Genomic DNA, 16817 nt, shown 5'->3' on the forward strand with positions numbered 1-16817 from the left:
CTCCGAAAAGTGTCCGTGACTTCGGCCTACTTTGGCTTTGGAATAAACAGAAAGGGCGTTTAGTGGTAGAGGAAGGAGTTGTTCTGAAAATAAAGACCAGATACGGGCCGCGAGGAACCGACCGGTGCGCCCCGAAAGTCGTATCTTGGAACTCCCTATTGTCAGCGCTTTTCGTTCTCGTTGCTTCGGTATGAAAGTATTGTCCTCTCTTCAGCTGGCCTTAGGGCTGGTATTTTCTGTCGTTATTACTCCGGCCTTCGCTCAAACCGTGAGCGTGGAGCCCGAAAGCCATTGTCTGATGCTGCCCCTCGATCCAACCAGCCGGGCGCAGGCCTCGGCGCTGGTGGTGGAGGGTGAGGTATTGGATGCCCGTAGCTTCTGGGACACCAGTCATCGTCGCATCTACACCGCCCACCGGGTGCGCGTTTTCAAGGTGTTCAAGGGCGCTGCCGCCGCCGAGCTAACCGTTATTACGGAAGGCGGAACCGTAGAGCTGAAGCGGCAGGAGCTGACCAATACTCTGCGTTTGTTTCCGGGCGAGCAAGGCGTCTTGTTTCTGTATCCGGCCCCGTTTGCTGGTATTGAGGCGGCGGGTCAGGCCTGGACGGCGTATGGCAGTGAGCAAGGCTTTATTCGCTACGATCTGACGAAGGCTTCGGCCTCGGAGCCCTTTCGGCAGTACCCTTTGGTGGGCCAGAACTTCTATGCTGATCTGAAGCTGACCACGGGCCAGCCTACGCTGGAAGTAGCGGCCAATCCAGTACTTACTGCCGTTCAGGCCCAGCGGACCCGACCAGCTGTAGCCGCCAAAGGCACCGCGCCTATTGTAGCGGGGCTCTCACCGCTCACTATCGCGGCCGGCATCAACGCCGTGCTCACCATCACTGGCACGGGCTTCGGGGCTACGCGCGGCACTGGCTTTGTCTCTTTTCTGAATGCCGATGATGGGGGCGAAACCCAGACCCGCGCCCAGACCGCCGACTATATAAGCTGGACTGATACCCGTATTCAGGTGCGGGTGCCCTCCAATGGTAACGTACCGGGCCTGCCCGATGGGACCATTCCGGCCCGTACTGCTCCCGCCGGTACGGGCCCCGTGCGCGTTACGACAGCGGAGCAGCTAGAAGGCATTAGCGGCATTCCGCTGACGGTAATATATGCGGTGAGTAATGTGGAGACCCAGGGTACCAACGAAATCGTGCGGCCGGGTCACATCAACCAGAATAGCAAGGGCGGCTATACGCTCCGCTTTGATTCGAGTCTGGCCGGCAATGCCGCGGCGGTAGCTGCTTTCCGGCGGGCTCTGGCTACCTGGCGCTGCCAAACGGGTATGAACTGGGAAGTGGGTGCCAACAGCACGAAGCGCGGCGCGGAGGAGAACGATGAAAATGTCATCGGCTTCGACTTTGGCACCGGCGAAAGCCAGTTGCCCGCGCGCGTGCTGGGCCGTACTACCAGCTATTACGAAGGGTGCCGCATCAGTAGCGGCCCCGTTTATTTCTGGGTTTCGGAAATTGATATGCAGCTCGATACGGAAACCTCCTGGCAGTTTGGGCCGGGCAATCCCTCGGCCAGCCAGATTGACTTTGAGTCGGTAATCGTCCACGAGCTGGGGCACGCTCACCAGCTTTCCCACGTAATCGCGCCCGCCGCCGTGATGCACTACGCCGTAGCGCGGGGCCGGCAAAACCGCCAGATAAATCCGGCGAGCGATATAATTGGGGGGCGTTTATTATTGCGCACCCGTAGCTTCGTGCCGCCCGCGTGCGGCAGCGTATCACCTATGCTGCCCGCGCCGCTTATCAGCGTGGACGCCAATGCCTTGGCCGGTATCGGCAGTCAGGTAAACTGGACGACGCAGGATGAGTGCTTTTTGCGGGAGTTTGTCATTGAGCGCGCCGCTGATACTACGGCCTGGCAACCACTAGCTACCGTGCAGCCCGGCAGCGCTGGGGGACAATACACCTACGTCGACCCAACACCGCTGCCGGGGCGCTCCTTCTACCGCCTGCGCGTACGCCGTCCCGATAATAGTCTGGATAATACGCTGCCCCAAGCAGTTACGGCCCTTGCCGGTGGCCCCGTCAAGGAAGGATTACAGCTTTTCCCCAATCCACTGGATGAAGGGCCCGCCAGCCTGCTGTATATAGGGGCCGCTACCGGCCAGCTTACCCTCGATATATATGATGCCGTAGGGCGCCGCCGTCGAACGGAACAGGTCAACTATCAATCGGGTCGGCCTTTTTTCCTGAACCTCACCGATCTGCGGTCGGGCTGGTACATCGTGCGCTGGCGCGACCAAACGGGCAAAACGGGCTCCCTTAATTTTGTACGTTCCACGAACGAGTAGCTGAGCCGTATCAAAGGCCAGAGACGTGTAAGTCTCTAAAATACAAGAGCTACCGTGCCCGGCCCAAACCGCAGGTTGCTGAGCAGGGGATAAAGGCGTTGGGTTGCGTGGCTGTGATGAGCCGCGAACATGACACCATCAAAAGCCAACAAAAAGCCCCCCTGAAGCAACAACGACTGGCCATAGCCCTTCAGCTGGTCTTGTCGGCGCTGAGTAGGGCGGGTGCGGGCACGCTCTTTCAGGTAGAAGCCTCCCATGATGTAGGCAGCATCCAAACCGGTGTTCAGCAGGTAAATGTTTTCGGTGCGCAGCTGGGCTTTCGTGGTGGCGGCCCGGTCGGAGGAGGGAGCACGGGAGGAGCCCAAGAAGGAAACCCCGGCCAGGGCCAGATTGACAGCTCCCCAGCCCACATTCATCTGATGAAAGTATTTCTCCGAGCCAGTGGTCGCAAAGTACCGTGCTCCGCTGGCTCCTACGTTGCTTACCGCCCAAGCCCCCAATACATACATTCCGCGCCGATCTAGGGCTGCGCGCTCAGCATCGAAAATAGCCGTTGGTGCTTCCTGAGAGGTGTTCTGGGCTAGCAGCTTCAATGGTAAGCAAGCAAAAACAAGTAGCCAGGATCGGAAGTGCATAGGTAAGGGGCATCGTGAGCACTCATGGGAAGAAAGACAGGAAGTAGCGCCTTCTGCTACGGAAAGGCAGAAAAGTCACTCAAAAAAGCCCCCCAGAGGCTAACGCTGCCTTTTAGCGCTCCAGCAGCATGGCCCCGTATGAATAGCCACCACCAAAAACGGTGATGATAATTCGTTCGCCGGGCCGCAGACGGGAGTGATATTCGGCCAGCGCGATGGCGGCCCCCGCGCAGCCGGTATTGCCCAGGTCCTGAATGTTGGAAATGGCGCGCTCCGGCGGTAAACCCAGGGCCTGCACTACATTCCTGGTGATGCGCAGGTTGGCCTGGTGCGGAATCAGGTAAGTCACATCATTGACTTCCAGATTGTTGCGCTCCAATACCTCGCTGGTAACGCGGGCCATGTACTGGCAGGCGTGGGTGAACACGTCGCGGCCATGCGGCATCACGATACCCTTCTCTACGGGCTTGAGCGTGACGGCGGTATCGGCTTTGCCTACGTGGGCGGCGCCGCCGGTACGCAGGTCTACTATACGTAAGTCGCTGTCAGCCAGGCGTTCTTTGCTGATGAGCAAGGCCGCCGCGCCATCGCCCCAAAGGTGGCCGGCTATGGTATCTTCCTCGTTGTTGTACGCGGTATTATGCTCCGACACTACTACTAAAGCCCTGGTAGCCTTGTTCATAGCAAAGTAGCCCTCCACAATTTCCACGGCATTCAGCAACGACGAGCAGGCCGAGGAAATACTCACCACCGGAATATCCGCTACGCCCAGCTCGCGCTGCACGGCGTGCGCCAGGGTATAGATGGTATCGTGGGGGGTATAAGTGGCACCCACGATGAGGTCGATGCTATCGGCGGCAATGGCGGGCACGGCGGCCAGTACGCGGCGCGTGACCTCGGTGGCCATGGTATTGGTGTTTTCGCCAGGAGCAGCCTTGCGACGCTCCCGAATGCCGGTGCGCTCAATAATCCAGTCGTGGGAAAGCCCGTTTAAGCGGGTAAAATGCTCGTTGGTAATAACCTGGGTGGGCACATACGCCGCTACTTGATGAATGTACACGGGTGGAATGGGGCTGGATGAGGGCAGTAAATGAGGCTGCAAGTTACGGCGCTGCCAGAGAACGTACCATAAAATGGCATCATGGCCCGTACTTTGTGCGCCCATTTAACGTTCAAACAGCCTTCGCGGGTCGGAGTTCCGCCGCCACAGTAATAATAATATGATGTTTTTTCTTTACACACGCGTGGTTTTCACGGCCTTGCTGATGCTTATGACCCTGGCTGCCAGCGCCCAGAAATACCGGACAGCCGCTGGTCTGCGTGTTGGCAGAGACAACTTTGGCGTAACGGTCCAGCAGAAAATATTTGAAAGAACAACCCTGGAAGGCATTGGCCTGATCGGCACCCGCGAGGTAAGCGCCACACTGCTGGCTGAGCAGCATTTTGGTCTGTTGGGTAAAAGCCTGAATTATTACCTTGGTGCGGGTGCCCACATCGGTACCCAAAAAGACGATGGTGGCTTCGGCGGCTTCGACGGTATTGCGGGCGTGGAGTACAAAATCGCCTTTGTGCCCGTGGTGCTTTCCCTGGATATAAAGCCCAGCGTGGAAATCAGCAGCGACGACTGGTTCCGGTTTCCGGCGGCCTTATCGGTGCGCTATATTCTGATTAAAGACAAAAAGGAAGGTTTTCTGAACGGCGTCTTTGGCGATGGGGATGACCGGGATGATCGCCGCCGCCAGCGGGAGCGCGACCAGAAAAAGCGCGACCGGAATAAAGACGACTCTCCCCGCCGCGGTCTATTCGATTTTTAAGTAAAGCTGCGGCCCACTACAGCATGAACACGCTGACCAGCGCCGAGGCCACCATAGAAATGCCTAGTACCAAACCATAGGTAACGATCATCAGAAGCACTTTGGCAAGGGTTTTAGGCCACGGCTGCCCAAAATTGTTGCGGAGAGCCAGGTAAAAATATACGGCTGGCAGGAAGAAGAGTACCGGCTCAAACCAGTCATTAAGGTGCAGGTAGTGGCACATAGGGCATTCGTTTTCCCTCCAGAAAGCGCTTCGTAAGCTCGCCAGGCTTGAACAGCAGCAGCTTAGCCGTGCGAAATACTTTGCCGTCGAAGTGAAATAGCCCTTCCAGGGTTTCCTCCAGCACATGCCCCGCGGAGAGGCTGAGCTCATGATTCTGCTGGCCGCAGCGGGGGCAGAATTCGTTGGGACGATCGGGGGGAAAGGTGTAGTGGCAATTAGCGCAAGCCGGGAGTTTAGTAGCTGTATGAGCCATAAGCAGACAAATAAATGGTTAGGCCGCAAGCCACGGAAATTTTGGACACAAGCACGAGCTTTTAATGTAACTCACTGTATAGCTTCTTAGGATTTTTATGAATCAAAAAAGCCCCCCAGAAATCATCTGGGGGGCTTTTTTGGGCTTTGGCATAACAATCTTAGCTGCTGCGTACCCGGCCGCTGCCAGCCGTAGAAGCATTTATCTGGGGCTTGCCCGTTACGTACACATTGCCGGAGCCGGCCAGGCTGGCGTCCAGGGTTTTGGTGACTTCGATGCGGCAGTTGCCCGAGCCGCTGATGCTCACGCGGCTGGTTTCGCTACGCATGTTGGGCGCATCTACCTGGCCTGAGCCACTGATGCTTACTTCGTGACGCGGACTGGTGCCCGACATAGCTATCACACCTGAACCCGATACCGATGACTTCAAGCGGTTGGCCTGCACCCGGCTCAGCTTCATGCGGCCCGAGCCGCTCACCGAAAGCTGCAAATCGTCGCTCTTAATTGGGTCAGCGGCCGACAGGGAACCCGAGCCGCTTACGCCCAGGGCTTCAATGGTGGGCATCGTGACGTAGACCGTTACGGGCCCTTTGAAGTTGTATGACGACCAGCTGAGGCCCGCGCCTTTCTTTTCTTGTTTGGTGCCCACGCGCAGCTTGCCGTTGGTCACGATGGTTTCAATGTGCGATAAGTCTTCAGGCGCGGCGTCTACCTCTACTTTTTGGGCGCTGCCCTGGCGTAATACAATAGTAAGCGAGCCCGTCAGATTGAGTTGTGTGAAAGCCGGCACGTTGCGCACCTCACGCTCCGCGCTTGGCACCAGCCGAAAAGCCGACAGCACGAACAGGGCCGCCAGCAGGGGAAGAAAGAACAAGCGTAGGTTTTTCATGGCACTCAGGATGGGTGAAAGGTTGGACATCAGCCATAAGATGAATAAGGTACACGAACCGTTGCCTCCCGCTTAAAGTAAGCGGGGTGGTGTACCCAAAATCACGGAAATAATGTCGCTTTTGATGCCTTAGTTCCACACAAAAAGCTTCCCAGCTCAGTTAGAACAAGCTTTTATGGGAAAAATAAAAAATTGTTAAAGCGCTTTTTGTTCATGAATTACACTGGTGCTTCGCTGCAAATAACCTGAGCCCCACTGACGCAAGGCATCGAGCAGGGGCTGAATGAGCTGACCCTGCTGCGTGAGGTGATACTCCACTTTGGGGGGCACCTGCTGAAATACGGTGCGGGTCAGGATACCGTCCAGCTCCAGCTCGCGCAGCTCCTGAATCAGCATTTTCTCCGTGATTTCAGGGATGGCGCGGCGCAGCTCACCGTAGCGCCGCGGACCGTGCAGGAGATAGGAGAGAATCAGGAGCTTCCATTTGCCCCCCAGCACGTTCATGGTTGTGCGTACGGGGCACAGGTTCAGCGTGTTGGTTGGGGTGGTTCCTTGCCACTCAGCTTCCGCCTGTTGTTGTTTTGTTATTCTAGACATAAATTTTCGCGCTGATTATCAATGATTCTAACTAAATAGTAAGTGCCCTACTTTTTGGTAGGTACTTGCTAAAAGCGAAGTTAGGAGGTTGCTTTGAATAAAAGATGGTAACCGTCATTTACTCATCCTGAAAATTAACTGATCAACTCCCAAAACAATTACTCTTATGGCTACTTCCCAACACATTGTGGTGACCGGCGCGACCGGCAACATTGGCTCCCGTCTGGTGCATTACTTATTGGAGCGCGGCCACCGCGTCACGGCCGTGGCTCGCTCCCAGGAAAAGCTTCAGCCCCTGCAAGCGGCTGGCGCCGACATCCGGCCCGGCGACTTGGCCGATACCGCTTTTCTGACCGAAGTGCTGCGCCCCGCCGATGCCGCCTTTCTGATGATTCCGCCTAATTTGGCTGCGCCCGATAATCTGGCGTACCAGGCCGAAGTGGGCAAAAACATGGTGCAGGCTGTGCGCGCCGCGGGCCTGAAACGCGCCGTGCATTTGAGCAGCATTGGCGCCAATCTGCCGGCCGGCACCGGCCCCGTGGTAGGTCTGCATCACCAGGAAGCTCGCCTCAACGCCATTGAAGGCCTGCATGTGGTGCACCTGCGCCCGGCCTACTTCATGGAAAACCTGCTGGCCAACCTGCCCCTGATTCAGCACATGAACATCGCGGGCTCGGCCCTGCGCCCCGACTTAGCGTTCCCCATGATTGCTACCCAGGACATTGCCGCCCGCGCTGCCGCCGCCTTCGCCGCTGACTTGCCCAACCATTCCGCACATCTGCTGCTCGGCCCCCGCGACTACACGATGGCCGAGGCCACCCACGCCATCGGCCAGGCCATTGAAAAGCCGCAGCTGCCCTACGTGCCCTTCTCCTATGACGATGCCAAAAAAGGGATGCTTCAAGGTGGACTATCAGAGAGCATGGCTACGCTCTACGATGAGATGACGCGCAACATGAACGAGGAAAAAATAATGGTGCATGAGCAGCGCACTCCCGAAAATACCACGCCCACTACCATAGAGACCTTTGCGCAACAGGTGTTTGCACCCAGCTACCAGCACGTAAGCAGTAGCGCTCAGCCAGCGGCTTAAGCTGTTGCGTTACGAACAGCGCTATTGCTTTAAGTTAAAAAAGCCCCCAGATTTGTTTTGGGGGGCTTTTTTTAACTGGACAGCTCGTGTAGCACCCGCATTGCCTCCTCGGCGCGGTCGGTGGGCACGAAAAGGTGGTCATGGTAAAAGGCCGACACGGCATTGACGCTGATGCCGTGAGCGGCAAGCGCACCCGTGATGCGCGCCAGAAACCCCACTGCCTCCAGGCTGGAATGCACGTTTAGCGTAATCATACAGCACGGATAGCTGTACGGCAGCCCCGTCTGCTCAGCTGTCGCCTTTGGCACAATGGCGGTCAGCCCTTCCGCCTCCCGAAACGTGCCCACCGGCGTCAGCTCCGCTGGTAGCGGCTCACCCGGCGGCAGCGTGCAAAACACGTACTCGTCCGGCAGCAGCACGGGCTGCATGCCGCGTAGCAGCTGATCCAGATTCTGTTCGCCGGTCATTTGTAGCAGTTCAATAGTATAAACGCGGCCCTACTGAGCAAAGCCAAGCATCTGGCTCGCCGCGGTAGGGAAGTTAGTACTTCCGCCTCAACACGCGGGATGCTTCCTGGCGGGACGCTAGATAAGCATGGCCGTCTAAAAAGGCTCCCACGGGCATCCCGACCTACATTAGACTCATACTGCTGTCACGTTTATCGTTTCGGCGCGTACCTTGGGCTGCTATGCCACTCAAGATGCTTGTTCTGCTCAACTTTGCCCTGGCGGCGTACCTCACGGGTCTTATCTGGACAGTGCAGCTCGTGCACTATCCCAGCTTCGCCTTCGTCGGGGCCGATAAGTTTGTGGCTTTTCATCGGGCGCACTCCACACGCATGGGCTGGGTGGTCATGGCCCCGATGGTGGCGGAACTGGGGCTAGCGGTGTGGCTGGCCTGGCAAGGACGGGCGCTGGGGGGCATTGTGTGGTGGAGCCTGGCGCTGACGCTCCTTATCTGGGCGGTTACGTTTTTTGTCTCCGTGCCCTTTCACAACCGCCTCGCCCAAGGCTTCGATTATATTGCCATCGATGGGCTGGTGCGTACCAACTGGCTGCGTACCCTGGCCTGGACGGCGCGCTGCCTGCTGCTTGGTTATTTGCTTTGGCGGCTATTGTAGCTGCAAGCTAAGTTTCATTTCACCTACTGACATCTACCAGAATCAAATGCTTCCGCCCGCCGAACACTTCTGGCCCGAGCTTCAAGTCCAAACCAGCCGCAGTAGTGGTCCTGGGGGGCAAAATGTAAACAAAGTTGAGTCTAGGGTAGAGCTGCGGTGGCATGTAGCAACCTCACTGTTACTCACCGACGAGCAGAAGGAAACGCTGCTTCAGAAGCTGGAAAGGCAGCTTACGGCCGAGGGATATTTATTAATAACTGCCCAGGAAGAGCGCAGCCAGCTGCGCAACAAGGAAATCGCTCTCCAGAAATTTCACGATCTGCTCAAGCGCACTTTGCACAAGCCTAAAGCCCGCAAAGCTACCAAGCCCAGCAAAGGCGCCGTGCGCAAGCGACTGGAAACCAAGAAGAAGCACAGCGAGAAAAAGGCGAACCGCCGACTGGATATGTAAGGCAATGAGCCCCTGCTTCTATTGTTTAGCCAGCTAAAAAAGCCCCCCAGACCCACGAAATCACCTTGCTAAATCCAGCCTTTGCGTTTAAACCAGGAATAGATGCCGATGGAAATGAGCACCATGGCCGCCATGGCACCCGGATAGCCCAGTTTCCAGGTCAGCTCGGGCATGTATTCGAAGTTCATCCCGTAGATGCCCGCGATAAAAGTCAGGGGCAGAAAAAAGGCTGAAAACACCGTCAGTACACGCATTGCCTCGTTCGTGCGCTGCGACGACAATGACAGATACAGGTTCATGAGGTTGGTGGCCGCGCCGTCGAGCTGCTGATAAAGAGTTTCCACTTTCACCTGCAAATCCTGCGTGTCCTGCATCAGGGTGGTATCGTCGGTGGCCGACTGACGGCGGAGCATGGTCAGGATGTCGCGGGTAAGCAGCAGAAGCTGTTTGGCGGCCGAGGCTTTGCGTTTCAGAAAGTACAGGCCCTGTAGGGTATTCGGCACCTCACGCTTCAGAAATATATCCGCTTCGTAGTTGTCCAGCTCCCTGGTCAGGGTGAGGGCCGGCTGTACGTAGCTATTAAGGGCATAGCGCACAATATGAATAGCTATTTCGGCCGGCGAATTACACTCGCGGCCGGGAGCGCAGGCTACGTTTTTCAACTGGCTTAGTACCGGGTGAGAGCGCCGATGTACGGTAATTAAGTAGTCGGTGGCGTAGAAAATGGCAATCTTGGTACTCAGCTCCTGAATGGTGTCGGCCTCGTTGTTTTTGGGCGTGACAAATACCCGTAACATGATGAAATTCAGGCCGTCATTGGCCTCAAACTTAGGCAAATGGGTAGACTCCAGACAGTCGCGCACTAAAGCATCGGGCAGTTCGTACTGCTCAGCCACGGCATGCAGTTCAGCCACGGCCGGATTTGTAATGTCGAGCCAGTCAAATTGACTGCTTTTCTGGGTAAGAAGCTGTTCAGTCATAGTCACTAGAAAGGAAGCGTAGCCAGCGTCCGGTACTGTAGTGGCTGTGAATGACTACATACGGCTTAGAGCAGCGTTCCGCTCAAAAACAGCAAGGCAAACGAGAAGTAAATCACGAGCCCCGTCACATCCACCAGCGTAGCCACGAAAGGTGCCGATGAAGTAGCCGGATCGGCGCCAAGGCGCTTGAGCAGCAGAGGCAGCATAGAGCCGCACAACGAACCCCACAGCACGATGCCGACCAGCGAAAAGCCGACGGTGAACCCAATTTGCCAGTAGTATTCGCCGTATTCATTGGGGTAGAGGCGCGACCACAACAGAATACGCAGCAGGCCAACCACCCCCAAAATGCCCCCCAGCATCAGCCCCGTAGCCAATTCGCGGCGCATGACGCGCCACCATTCGCTTAGATTCAGCTCGCCCAGCGACATGGCCCGGATAATAAGCGAAGTAGCCTGAGAGCCCGCGTTGCCGCCCGCGCTGATGATGAGCGGAATAAAAAGCGCCAGCACCACGGCTTTGGCTATTTCCTCCTCAAAATAGCCCATGGCCGTAGCCGTAAACATCTCCCCGATAAGCAGAATGACCAGCCAGCCGGCCCGCTTGCGCACCATGCCCATCAGCGGAATGCTGAGGTAAGGCTCGTCGAGGGCCTGGGAGCCGCCAAGCTTCTGGATGTCTTCGGTGTCTTCTTCCTCCCGAATGTCGAGAATATCGTCGATGGTTACGATGCCGAAGAGCACGCCCTCATCATTGGTGACGGGCAGCGCCACCCGGTCGTTTTTGCGGAACACTTCAATGGCTTCCTCCTGGTCCTGCATGATTTGGAGGTGCACGAAGCGGCGGTCCATCAGTTCGCTTACCTGCTTGCTGGGGTCGGCCAGCAAAACTTCCCGAATACTGATGTCATCGATGAGCACGCCGCGTCCGTCGGTGACGTACAGCACACTTATCGTTTCCGATTGCCCCCCGTGCCGCCGAATATAGTCGAGCACCTGCTGCACCGTCCAGCTCTCGCGAATGGCGATGTAGTCGGGTGTCATCAGGCGGCCCACGCTATACTCGGGGTAGCCCAGCAGCTCCAGCGTCACCTTGCGCTCGGGCTCCGAGAGGGTCTGAATCAGCTCCTTTACAAAGTCGTCGGGCAGAAACTCCAGCAGGGCCGTCCGGTCATCCGGCGACATCTCGTTCAGGATATCCGAGATTTTATCTTGACTTAGATTGGCCAGAAAGTGCCGCTGCACGTCTATTTCCAGGTATTCAAATACCTGGGTGGCCAGCTGCAAGGGCAGCAGCCGGAAAATAATCAGCTGTTCGCGTTCCTCTTCCTCTTCAATCAGCTCCACCACTTCGGCGGGCTCAAACTTCTTGAGCAGTTCCTTTAGTTTAAAAAATTCGCCCTCCTGAATCAGGGACGTAATCTGGTCGGTGGTCGGGTGCTGATTCATGAACAACTAAGAGGAGTGCTGCTTCGCTAGGCAAGGATGAGTTAGTGAGAATTGGCCCCCAAAATTAGCCTAAAAAAACGGCCCCATAGCTAGCGCTACGCTAATTCTGAGTGGGGTTGGGTGGAGCAGAAAACTGAGCGGCGCGCAACTCCTGTCGAAGCAGGTGCAGCTCGGCGTGCAGAGCTGCTACCTGAGCTGCTCCGGCCAGCTCGGCTTCGGGGCTTTCGGCGTCGCGGCCCATAAAAAAAGAAGCCAGCGTGGCCGTGAAGTAGCCAAACACCGCGAAGCCATAGAGGGCCAGCAGAAAGCATAATGTTCGGCCTTCCAGGGTTTGGGGCCAATATTCGCTGCCCAGGCTGGTAAGCAGCATGGCTGTCCACCACAGCGCGTCGGCGTAAGTGCGCAGGCCGCCCTCTACCTTGTTTTCGAAGGCATACATGCCAGCTGCTCCCAGAAACAAGACTACGCCCGTAAGCGCCGCCACGTAACCCGCGCCGCGGCGGCCGAAGCTGCTCGATAAGGCCCGCATTCCCCGGTTCAGGGAGCCGACTACTTTTACCAGTCGGAGCCCGCGCACGGCCCGCGTCGCCCGAAACACGCGCACCACCCGCGCCAGTCGAAACAGCCGTAAGGCCGGCACCAGCAAGGAGATAATGGTAATGACATTGCTTTTCAGAAAAGGCCATTTCCGGGGTGCCAAGATGAATTTGAGGAGAAAATCGAGAATGAAGATTACCCAGATTGTCGTGCCCAATAGCTCCAGTGCCGGCGAAAGGCCCCAGATCAGCTCAACGCCTAGCAGAGCTAACCACGCAAAGCCCAGCACCAGCATAGGCGTTTCGAGCCAGTCGGTGAATTGTTGCAAAAGTTCAAGGCGCTCCCGTTGGAGCTGCTTCTTTTCGGACGCGGGAGTAGGAGCGGAGGACATAGGCGGGGCAGAAACGTAGGAAACTGTTCCTCCATACGCCCTCATCTTAGCCAAGTTGACGTATGCGTGAGGGCGAAAAAAAGCTTTTGCCAATATTCCGGCTGATTATGGAAACCCACAGCCCTTGAACGTCAAAAAAGCCCCCCAGCTTTGTAGGGGATAAAAAAGAATGAAATCCGTCGGTGCCCGTCCCATATTTATTGAGTAACTACTCCTTAATTATTGCTTCATCATGCCCAGAAAATCACCTCTCGGAACGCTTGTGGCCTTGGGCGGCGGCGACGACGACGCCATGCTGGCCATGCTCACCGATATGCTGCCCGCGCCTACCGCCCCGGTCGAGATTGTGACTACCGCCTCCAGCAACCCCGGCCGTAGCAGCCGAGGCTATCAGGATAGCCTCCACGACCTGGGCTGCCGCTCGGTGCACCATCTGCGGGCAGATGAGCGCCATCCCGCCGATACCGAGGAAAACCTGAAACGCCTGGAGCGGGCCGCTATGGTGTTTTTTACCGGCGGCGACCAGGAGCGCATCACGGAGTTCTGGCAACAAACCCGCGCTCTGGCCGTGCTGGCCGACCGCTACCGCCACGACGCGGCCTTCATTGTGGCTGGTACCAGCGCCGGCGCGGCCGTGCTGCCCGATTGTATGATTGTGGAAGGCCATGGCGCCCGCTCCCTCACCAAAGGCGGGCTACGCACGGCCACCGGTCTGGGTTTGTTAGGCGAAGTATATCTGGATCAGCACTTTGCTGAAAGGGGCCGTTTCAGCCGCCTAGCTCACGCCGTGGTGCAGCATCCTATGCGTCTTGGTTTGGGTCTGGGCCAGGAAACGGGCATTATCGTGCGGGGCGGCCAGGAGGCTGAAGTGTTTGGCGATGGGGTGGTAATGGTCGTGGATGGGCAGCACCTGCACGGCAGCAATCTGGGCCGCATTGGGCGGGGCGAGCCGATAGCCGGTCAGGATTTGCGCGTGCATGTGCTGGTAAGCGGCCAGCGCCTGAATTTGCACAGCCGGCAAGTAGTAGGCAATCAGTAGCGGTTATTGCTGATTTGCCCCCAGTGAATGGTTAGTAGCAAATTGTTAAAAGTTTATAGCGTCCTGTAAACTACTCGGCACGCCTACTAATTTGATTAATTTTTCTACTTACATTTAGTCCCATAAACCGCAAATTCTCACTCATTCCTCTTTTTTTATGAAGTTAAAATCTCTACTCCTAGTGAGTGGTGCGCTACTTACGGGTACTGCGGCCTCGGCGGGTGGCTATCAGGTAACGCTGGCCGGGCAGAAAAACAACGGCATGGGCGGCGTTGGCGTCGGCTTATCACTCGACCAGGCTGCTATGTTCTACAATCCGGGTGCGCTGGCAATGGTGCGCGAGCGGGGCGTACAGGTGGGAGTCAATGCTACGTTTGCCCGCTCAGCTTTCGTGGCCGAAGGAGGAAATACCCAGCGTGAGCTACGCAATTCGGTGGTGACGCCTTTCAACCTGTACGCGAGCTTTGGCCCGGCGGAAGGCAAGTTTCGGGCGGGCATCGCGGTGTACACGCCATTTGGCAGCACCCTGAAGTATGCCGATGGCTGGGAGGGCCGCACGGCCCTGACCGAGATTGAGCTACAATCTATTTATGTGCAGCCAACTATTAGCTACGCCATCACGGACAAAATCAGTGTGGGCGCGGGCCTGACCGTATTGGCCTACGGTGCCGTAAACCTGCAGCGCGATGTGCCTTTGCCGGATTCCTTTGGTCATATTGAGCTGGATGGCGAGGCGGAGCGCAAAGTCGGTTTTAACGCGGGTATCTTCTTCAAGCCATCCGAGAAGTTTAGCTTAGGCCTGAACTATCGCTCAAAGATTGATGCCGAGGTAAAAGACGGCGACGTTACGTTTACCGGCATCGATCCTAACTCGGCATTTGCTGCCCGTTTCCCCAACACCAAATTCAGCGCCACCCTACCCTTGATTGCTACCACCAGCCTGGGTATCGGCATCATGCCCACTGAAAAACTGACTATTGGGTTGGATGTCAACTATGCTGAGTGGAGCGAGTACAAAACCCTTGAGTTCACGTTTGCTGACCCTATCAACGGCTCTAATACCAGCGTGTCGAAGCGTAACTACGAAGATGCTCTCACTTTTCGCCTTGGGGGGCAATATAAGATAACGGAAGGCCTGACCGTCCGCGCTGGTGGTGCTTATGATGAGTCGCCGGTGCGCAATGGCTACGTAACGCCCGAAACGCCTGACGCCAACCGCGTCAGCGGTACTATTGGTGCTTCCTACGCCTTCGGCAAACTAGGCGTAGATTTCTCCACCCAGTTTGTAAGTATTTCCAAGCGCAGCCAGACGCAAAGCCAACTGATTGCCAATGGCACCCAAGACCGCGTAGCGGGCACCTACAAAACCACCATCGTCATTCCAGGTATTGGCCTGAACTACTCCTTCTAACTCTTTGCCTTGCTTGTTTCTATATGAATACTTTTCTGTTTCGCAAGTTTGCGCCCTTTGTGGCGCTGCTGGGGTTAACGCTCACTAGCTGTCAGCCAGACCTCGAGAATGATATTAAGCCGAGCAAAGGGACGGCTGATTTTACTACATATATAGCCGTTGGTAATTCGCTAACAGCTGGTGTCTCAAACAGTGGCTTAACCTTAGAAGGCCAACAAAACTCTTTCCCGGCCCTGCTAGCTCAACAGTTCCGTGCTGTAGGTGGAGGAGAATTTGCTCAACCTCTTTTTAGTCAAAATGCTGCAAATGGTAGTGGTGAATTAGTTATCACTGGCTTTAGCTCAAGCGGTTCCCCATCGATAAATCCAGAAGTAAGGGTAAATAATCAATTCGTTCCTGTTGAGCAATTTGCACCCGGCCGGGCTTTCGTAGCTGCTGGTTCACCACTGTTGGAGCGGTATACGGGTACTGGTAATCAAAATTTGGGTGTGCCGTATTTGCGCGTGGCTGAAATCACGACGGCAAACTACGGTCGGTATACACCACCAACTCCGCCGTCGACTACTACTCCGTCAGTCATCACGCCTAATGCCACGCCTACTTTTAATTCGTATTTTGAGCGCTTGCTATCAGGCACCGACTCTAAGACCTATCTGCAATACGTTGAGGAAAGAGTAGCAACACTAAAGCCTACCTTTTTCACGAACGCGCTTGGCAACAATGATGTGTTACGCTATGCCACTTCGGGTGGAGCTGGTACTCCGCTTACCACAGTCGCTGATTTCACTACTAAATACAATCAGCTGATAGACGCTTTGACGGCAACCGGCGCAAAGGGAGTAGTGACTACTATTCCTAACGTAGTGAGCCTTCCCTACTTCACAACCGTCCCAACGGCTGGTGTTATTGCGCAGATAAATGCTACGCCTATTCCGGCCACTCTGGTGCCTCTGATTGCGGCTCAGCTAGGGTTGCCTGCTGGGTCGCCGCTACCCACGGGTACTCGCTTTGCCTTGTATGTGCGCACCGGAGCAGCGGCCACCGATGTGCGGCTAGCGACGCCTACCGACTTACTGCTTTTGACGGCGAGTGGTTTTATTAATTCTGCTCCAGTAGCTCCTGGCGTATTTCCCGGCGGCATCGGCCTAGAAATTCCTGGCGCACCAGCCGCCACGGCGAGGGCGCTTGCCGTTAGTTCCAATGCAGTGCCCAATAGCCTGGTGCTTGACGCTACGGAAGCTGCTTCGGTCGCCACTCGTACAGGACAACTGAACGCTGTTATAGTTGCTAGCGCACAACGCAAAGGATTAGCTGTATTTGATGGGAATAACTACTTCGATAGAGTCGCGCGTAACGGCGTTTTCAGTAACGGGGTGAATAATAGTGCAAGCTTTGTTACGGGTAATTTCAATTCCTTAGATGGTGTTCATCCAACCCCACGAGGTTATGCATTGATCGCAAACGAGTTGATCCGGGTTATCAACCAGCAGTATGGCGCCTCTGTACCGACATTGAATCCCAATGATTACCGGGGCGTTAAATTCCCATAGTTCCTCTTCATTACCATTAAAAAAGCTCTCTCTCGT

18 protein-coding genes are annotated in these 16817 nt (G+C 56.1%); 8 read left to right on the forward strand and 10 right to left on the reverse strand.

The window, feature by feature from the left end; genetic code table 11:
• Positions 1 to 190 precede the first annotated feature (190 nt).
• Positions 191 to 2350, forward strand: coding sequence for a matrixin family metalloprotease (locus B9A24_RS03555; RefSeq protein ID WP_084443798.1), 2160 nt, complete (start codon positions 191 to 193; stop codon positions 2348 to 2350).
• Between the two features lie 35 nt (positions 2351 to 2385).
• Here B9A24_RS03555 and B9A24_RS03560 read toward each other — a convergent pair whose 3' ends face one another.
• Entirely contained in the window at positions 2386 to 2943 is a 558-nt protein-coding gene (locus B9A24_RS03560; protein ID WP_084443799.1) for a DUF6992 family protein, read from the reverse strand.
• 154 nt (positions 2944 to 3097) lie between these two features.
• The gene (locus B9A24_RS03565) at positions 3098 to 4045 is read right to left on the reverse strand and encodes a 3-oxoacyl-ACP synthase III family protein (protein WP_084443816.1); all 948 of its coding nucleotides are present in this window, start codon (positions 4043 to 4045) and stop codon (positions 3098 to 3100) included.
• Positions 4046 to 4205: 160 nt separating this feature from the next.
• Here B9A24_RS03565 and B9A24_RS03570 point away from each other — a divergent pair, with 160 nt between their 5' ends.
• Complete coding sequence (locus tag B9A24_RS03570; RefSeq protein ID WP_143434742.1) at positions 4206 to 4799, forward strand: hypothetical protein; 594 nt, start codon at positions 4206 to 4208, stop codon at positions 4797 to 4799.
• 16 nt (positions 4800 to 4815) lie between these two features.
• On the opposite strand, the gene B9A24_RS03575 is transcribed toward B9A24_RS03570, so the two are convergent.
• From B9A24_RS03575 to B9A24_RS03590, 4 genes are all read right to left on the reverse strand, one after another.
• Positions 4816 to 5022 carry a hypothetical protein gene (locus B9A24_RS03575; RefSeq protein ID WP_084443801.1) on the reverse strand — a complete coding sequence of 69 codons (207 nt, stop codon included), beginning with the start codon at positions 5020 to 5022 and terminating at the stop codon, positions 4816 to 4818.
• Positions 5000 to 5275 carry a DUF3667 domain-containing protein gene (locus tag B9A24_RS03580; RefSeq protein ID WP_084443802.1) on the reverse strand — a complete coding sequence of 92 codons (276 nt, stop codon included), beginning with the start codon at positions 5273 to 5275 and terminating at the stop codon, positions 5000 to 5002. Before B9A24_RS03580 ends, B9A24_RS03575 begins: the two co-directional genes overlap by 23 nt.
• 160 nt (positions 5276 to 5435) lie before the next feature.
• A complete protein-coding gene (locus B9A24_RS03585) occupies positions 5436 to 6194 on the reverse strand; it encodes a head GIN domain-containing protein (protein ID WP_084443803.1) in 759 nt (252 codons plus the stop codon).
• Positions 6195 to 6359: 165 nt separating this feature from the next.
• Complete coding sequence (locus B9A24_RS03590) at positions 6360 to 6761, reverse strand: winged helix-turn-helix transcriptional regulator (protein WP_084443804.1); 402 nt, start codon at positions 6759 to 6761, stop codon at positions 6360 to 6362.
• A gap of 166 nt (positions 6762 to 6927) precedes the next feature.
• Here B9A24_RS03590 and B9A24_RS03595 point away from each other — a divergent pair, with 166 nt between their 5' ends.
• Positions 6928 to 7854 (forward strand): NmrA family NAD(P)-binding protein, encoded by a 927-nt coding sequence (locus tag B9A24_RS03595; protein ID WP_084443805.1) that lies wholly within the window; start codon positions 6928 to 6930, stop codon positions 7852 to 7854.
• Positions 7855 to 7925: 71 nt separating this feature from the next.
• On the opposite strand, the gene B9A24_RS03600 is transcribed toward B9A24_RS03595, so the two are convergent.
• Positions 7926 to 8321 (reverse strand): ACT domain-containing protein, encoded by a 396-nt coding sequence (locus tag B9A24_RS03600; protein ID WP_084443806.1) that lies wholly within the window; start codon positions 8319 to 8321, stop codon positions 7926 to 7928.
• A 221-nt stretch (positions 8322 to 8542) separates the two neighbouring features.
• On the opposite strand from B9A24_RS03600, the gene B9A24_RS03605 reads away from it, so the two are divergent.
• Both B9A24_RS03605 and arfB read left to right on the forward strand, forming a co-directional pair.
• Entirely contained in the window at positions 8543 to 8974 is a 432-nt protein-coding gene (locus tag B9A24_RS03605) for a hypothetical protein (protein ID WP_084443807.1), read from the forward strand.
• 46 nt (positions 8975 to 9020) lie between these two features.
• Positions 9021 to 9425, forward strand: coding sequence for an alternative ribosome rescue aminoacyl-tRNA hydrolase ArfB (gene arfB, locus B9A24_RS03610; RefSeq protein ID WP_084443808.1), 405 nt, complete (start codon positions 9021 to 9023; stop codon positions 9423 to 9425).
• Positions 9426 to 9493: 68 nt separating this feature from the next.
• On the opposite strand, the gene B9A24_RS03615 is transcribed toward arfB, so the two are convergent.
• From B9A24_RS03615 to B9A24_RS03625, 3 genes are all read right to left on the reverse strand, one after another.
• On the reverse strand, positions 9494 to 10405 hold the full coding sequence (locus tag B9A24_RS03615) for a magnesium transporter CorA family protein (RefSeq protein WP_084443809.1): 912 nt from the start codon (positions 10403 to 10405) through the stop codon (positions 9494 to 9496).
• 65 nt (positions 10406 to 10470) lie between these two features.
• On the reverse strand, positions 10471 to 11853 hold the full coding sequence (gene mgtE, locus B9A24_RS03620; RefSeq protein ID WP_084443810.1) for a magnesium transporter: 1383 nt from the start codon (positions 11851 to 11853) through the stop codon (positions 10471 to 10473).
• A 100-nt stretch (positions 11854 to 11953) separates the two neighbouring features.
• Positions 11954 to 12781 (reverse strand): ion transporter, encoded by an 828-nt coding sequence (locus B9A24_RS03625; protein WP_084443811.1) that lies wholly within the window; start codon positions 12779 to 12781, stop codon positions 11954 to 11956.
• Between the two features lie 232 nt (positions 12782 to 13013).
• On the opposite strand from B9A24_RS03625, the gene B9A24_RS03630 reads away from it, so the two are divergent.
• The 3 genes from B9A24_RS03630 to B9A24_RS03640 all read left to right on the forward strand — a co-directional run bounded on the left by B9A24_RS03630 (position 13014) and on the right by B9A24_RS03640 (position 16781).
• Positions 13014 to 13820 carry a cyanophycinase gene (locus B9A24_RS03630; protein ID WP_084443812.1) on the forward strand — a complete coding sequence of 269 codons (807 nt, stop codon included), beginning with the start codon at positions 13014 to 13016 and terminating at the stop codon, positions 13818 to 13820.
• Positions 13821 to 13977: 157 nt separating this feature from the next.
• Positions 13978 to 15231 carry an OmpP1/FadL family transporter gene (locus B9A24_RS03635; RefSeq protein WP_084443813.1) on the forward strand — a complete coding sequence of 418 codons (1254 nt, stop codon included), beginning with the start codon at positions 13978 to 13980 and terminating at the stop codon, positions 15229 to 15231.
• A 23-nt stretch (positions 15232 to 15254) separates the two neighbouring features.
• The gene (locus B9A24_RS03640; RefSeq protein ID WP_084443814.1) at positions 15255 to 16781 is read left to right on the forward strand and encodes an SGNH/GDSL hydrolase family protein; all 1527 of its coding nucleotides are present in this window, start codon (positions 15255 to 15257) and stop codon (positions 16779 to 16781) included.
• Positions 16782 to 16817: the final 36 nt, after the last annotated feature.

This window comes from Hymenobacter roseosalivarius DSM 11622, assembly GCF_900176135.1.
Taxonomy (GTDB): Bacteria; Bacteroidota; Bacteroidia; order Cytophagales; family Hymenobacteraceae; genus Hymenobacter; species Hymenobacter roseosalivarius.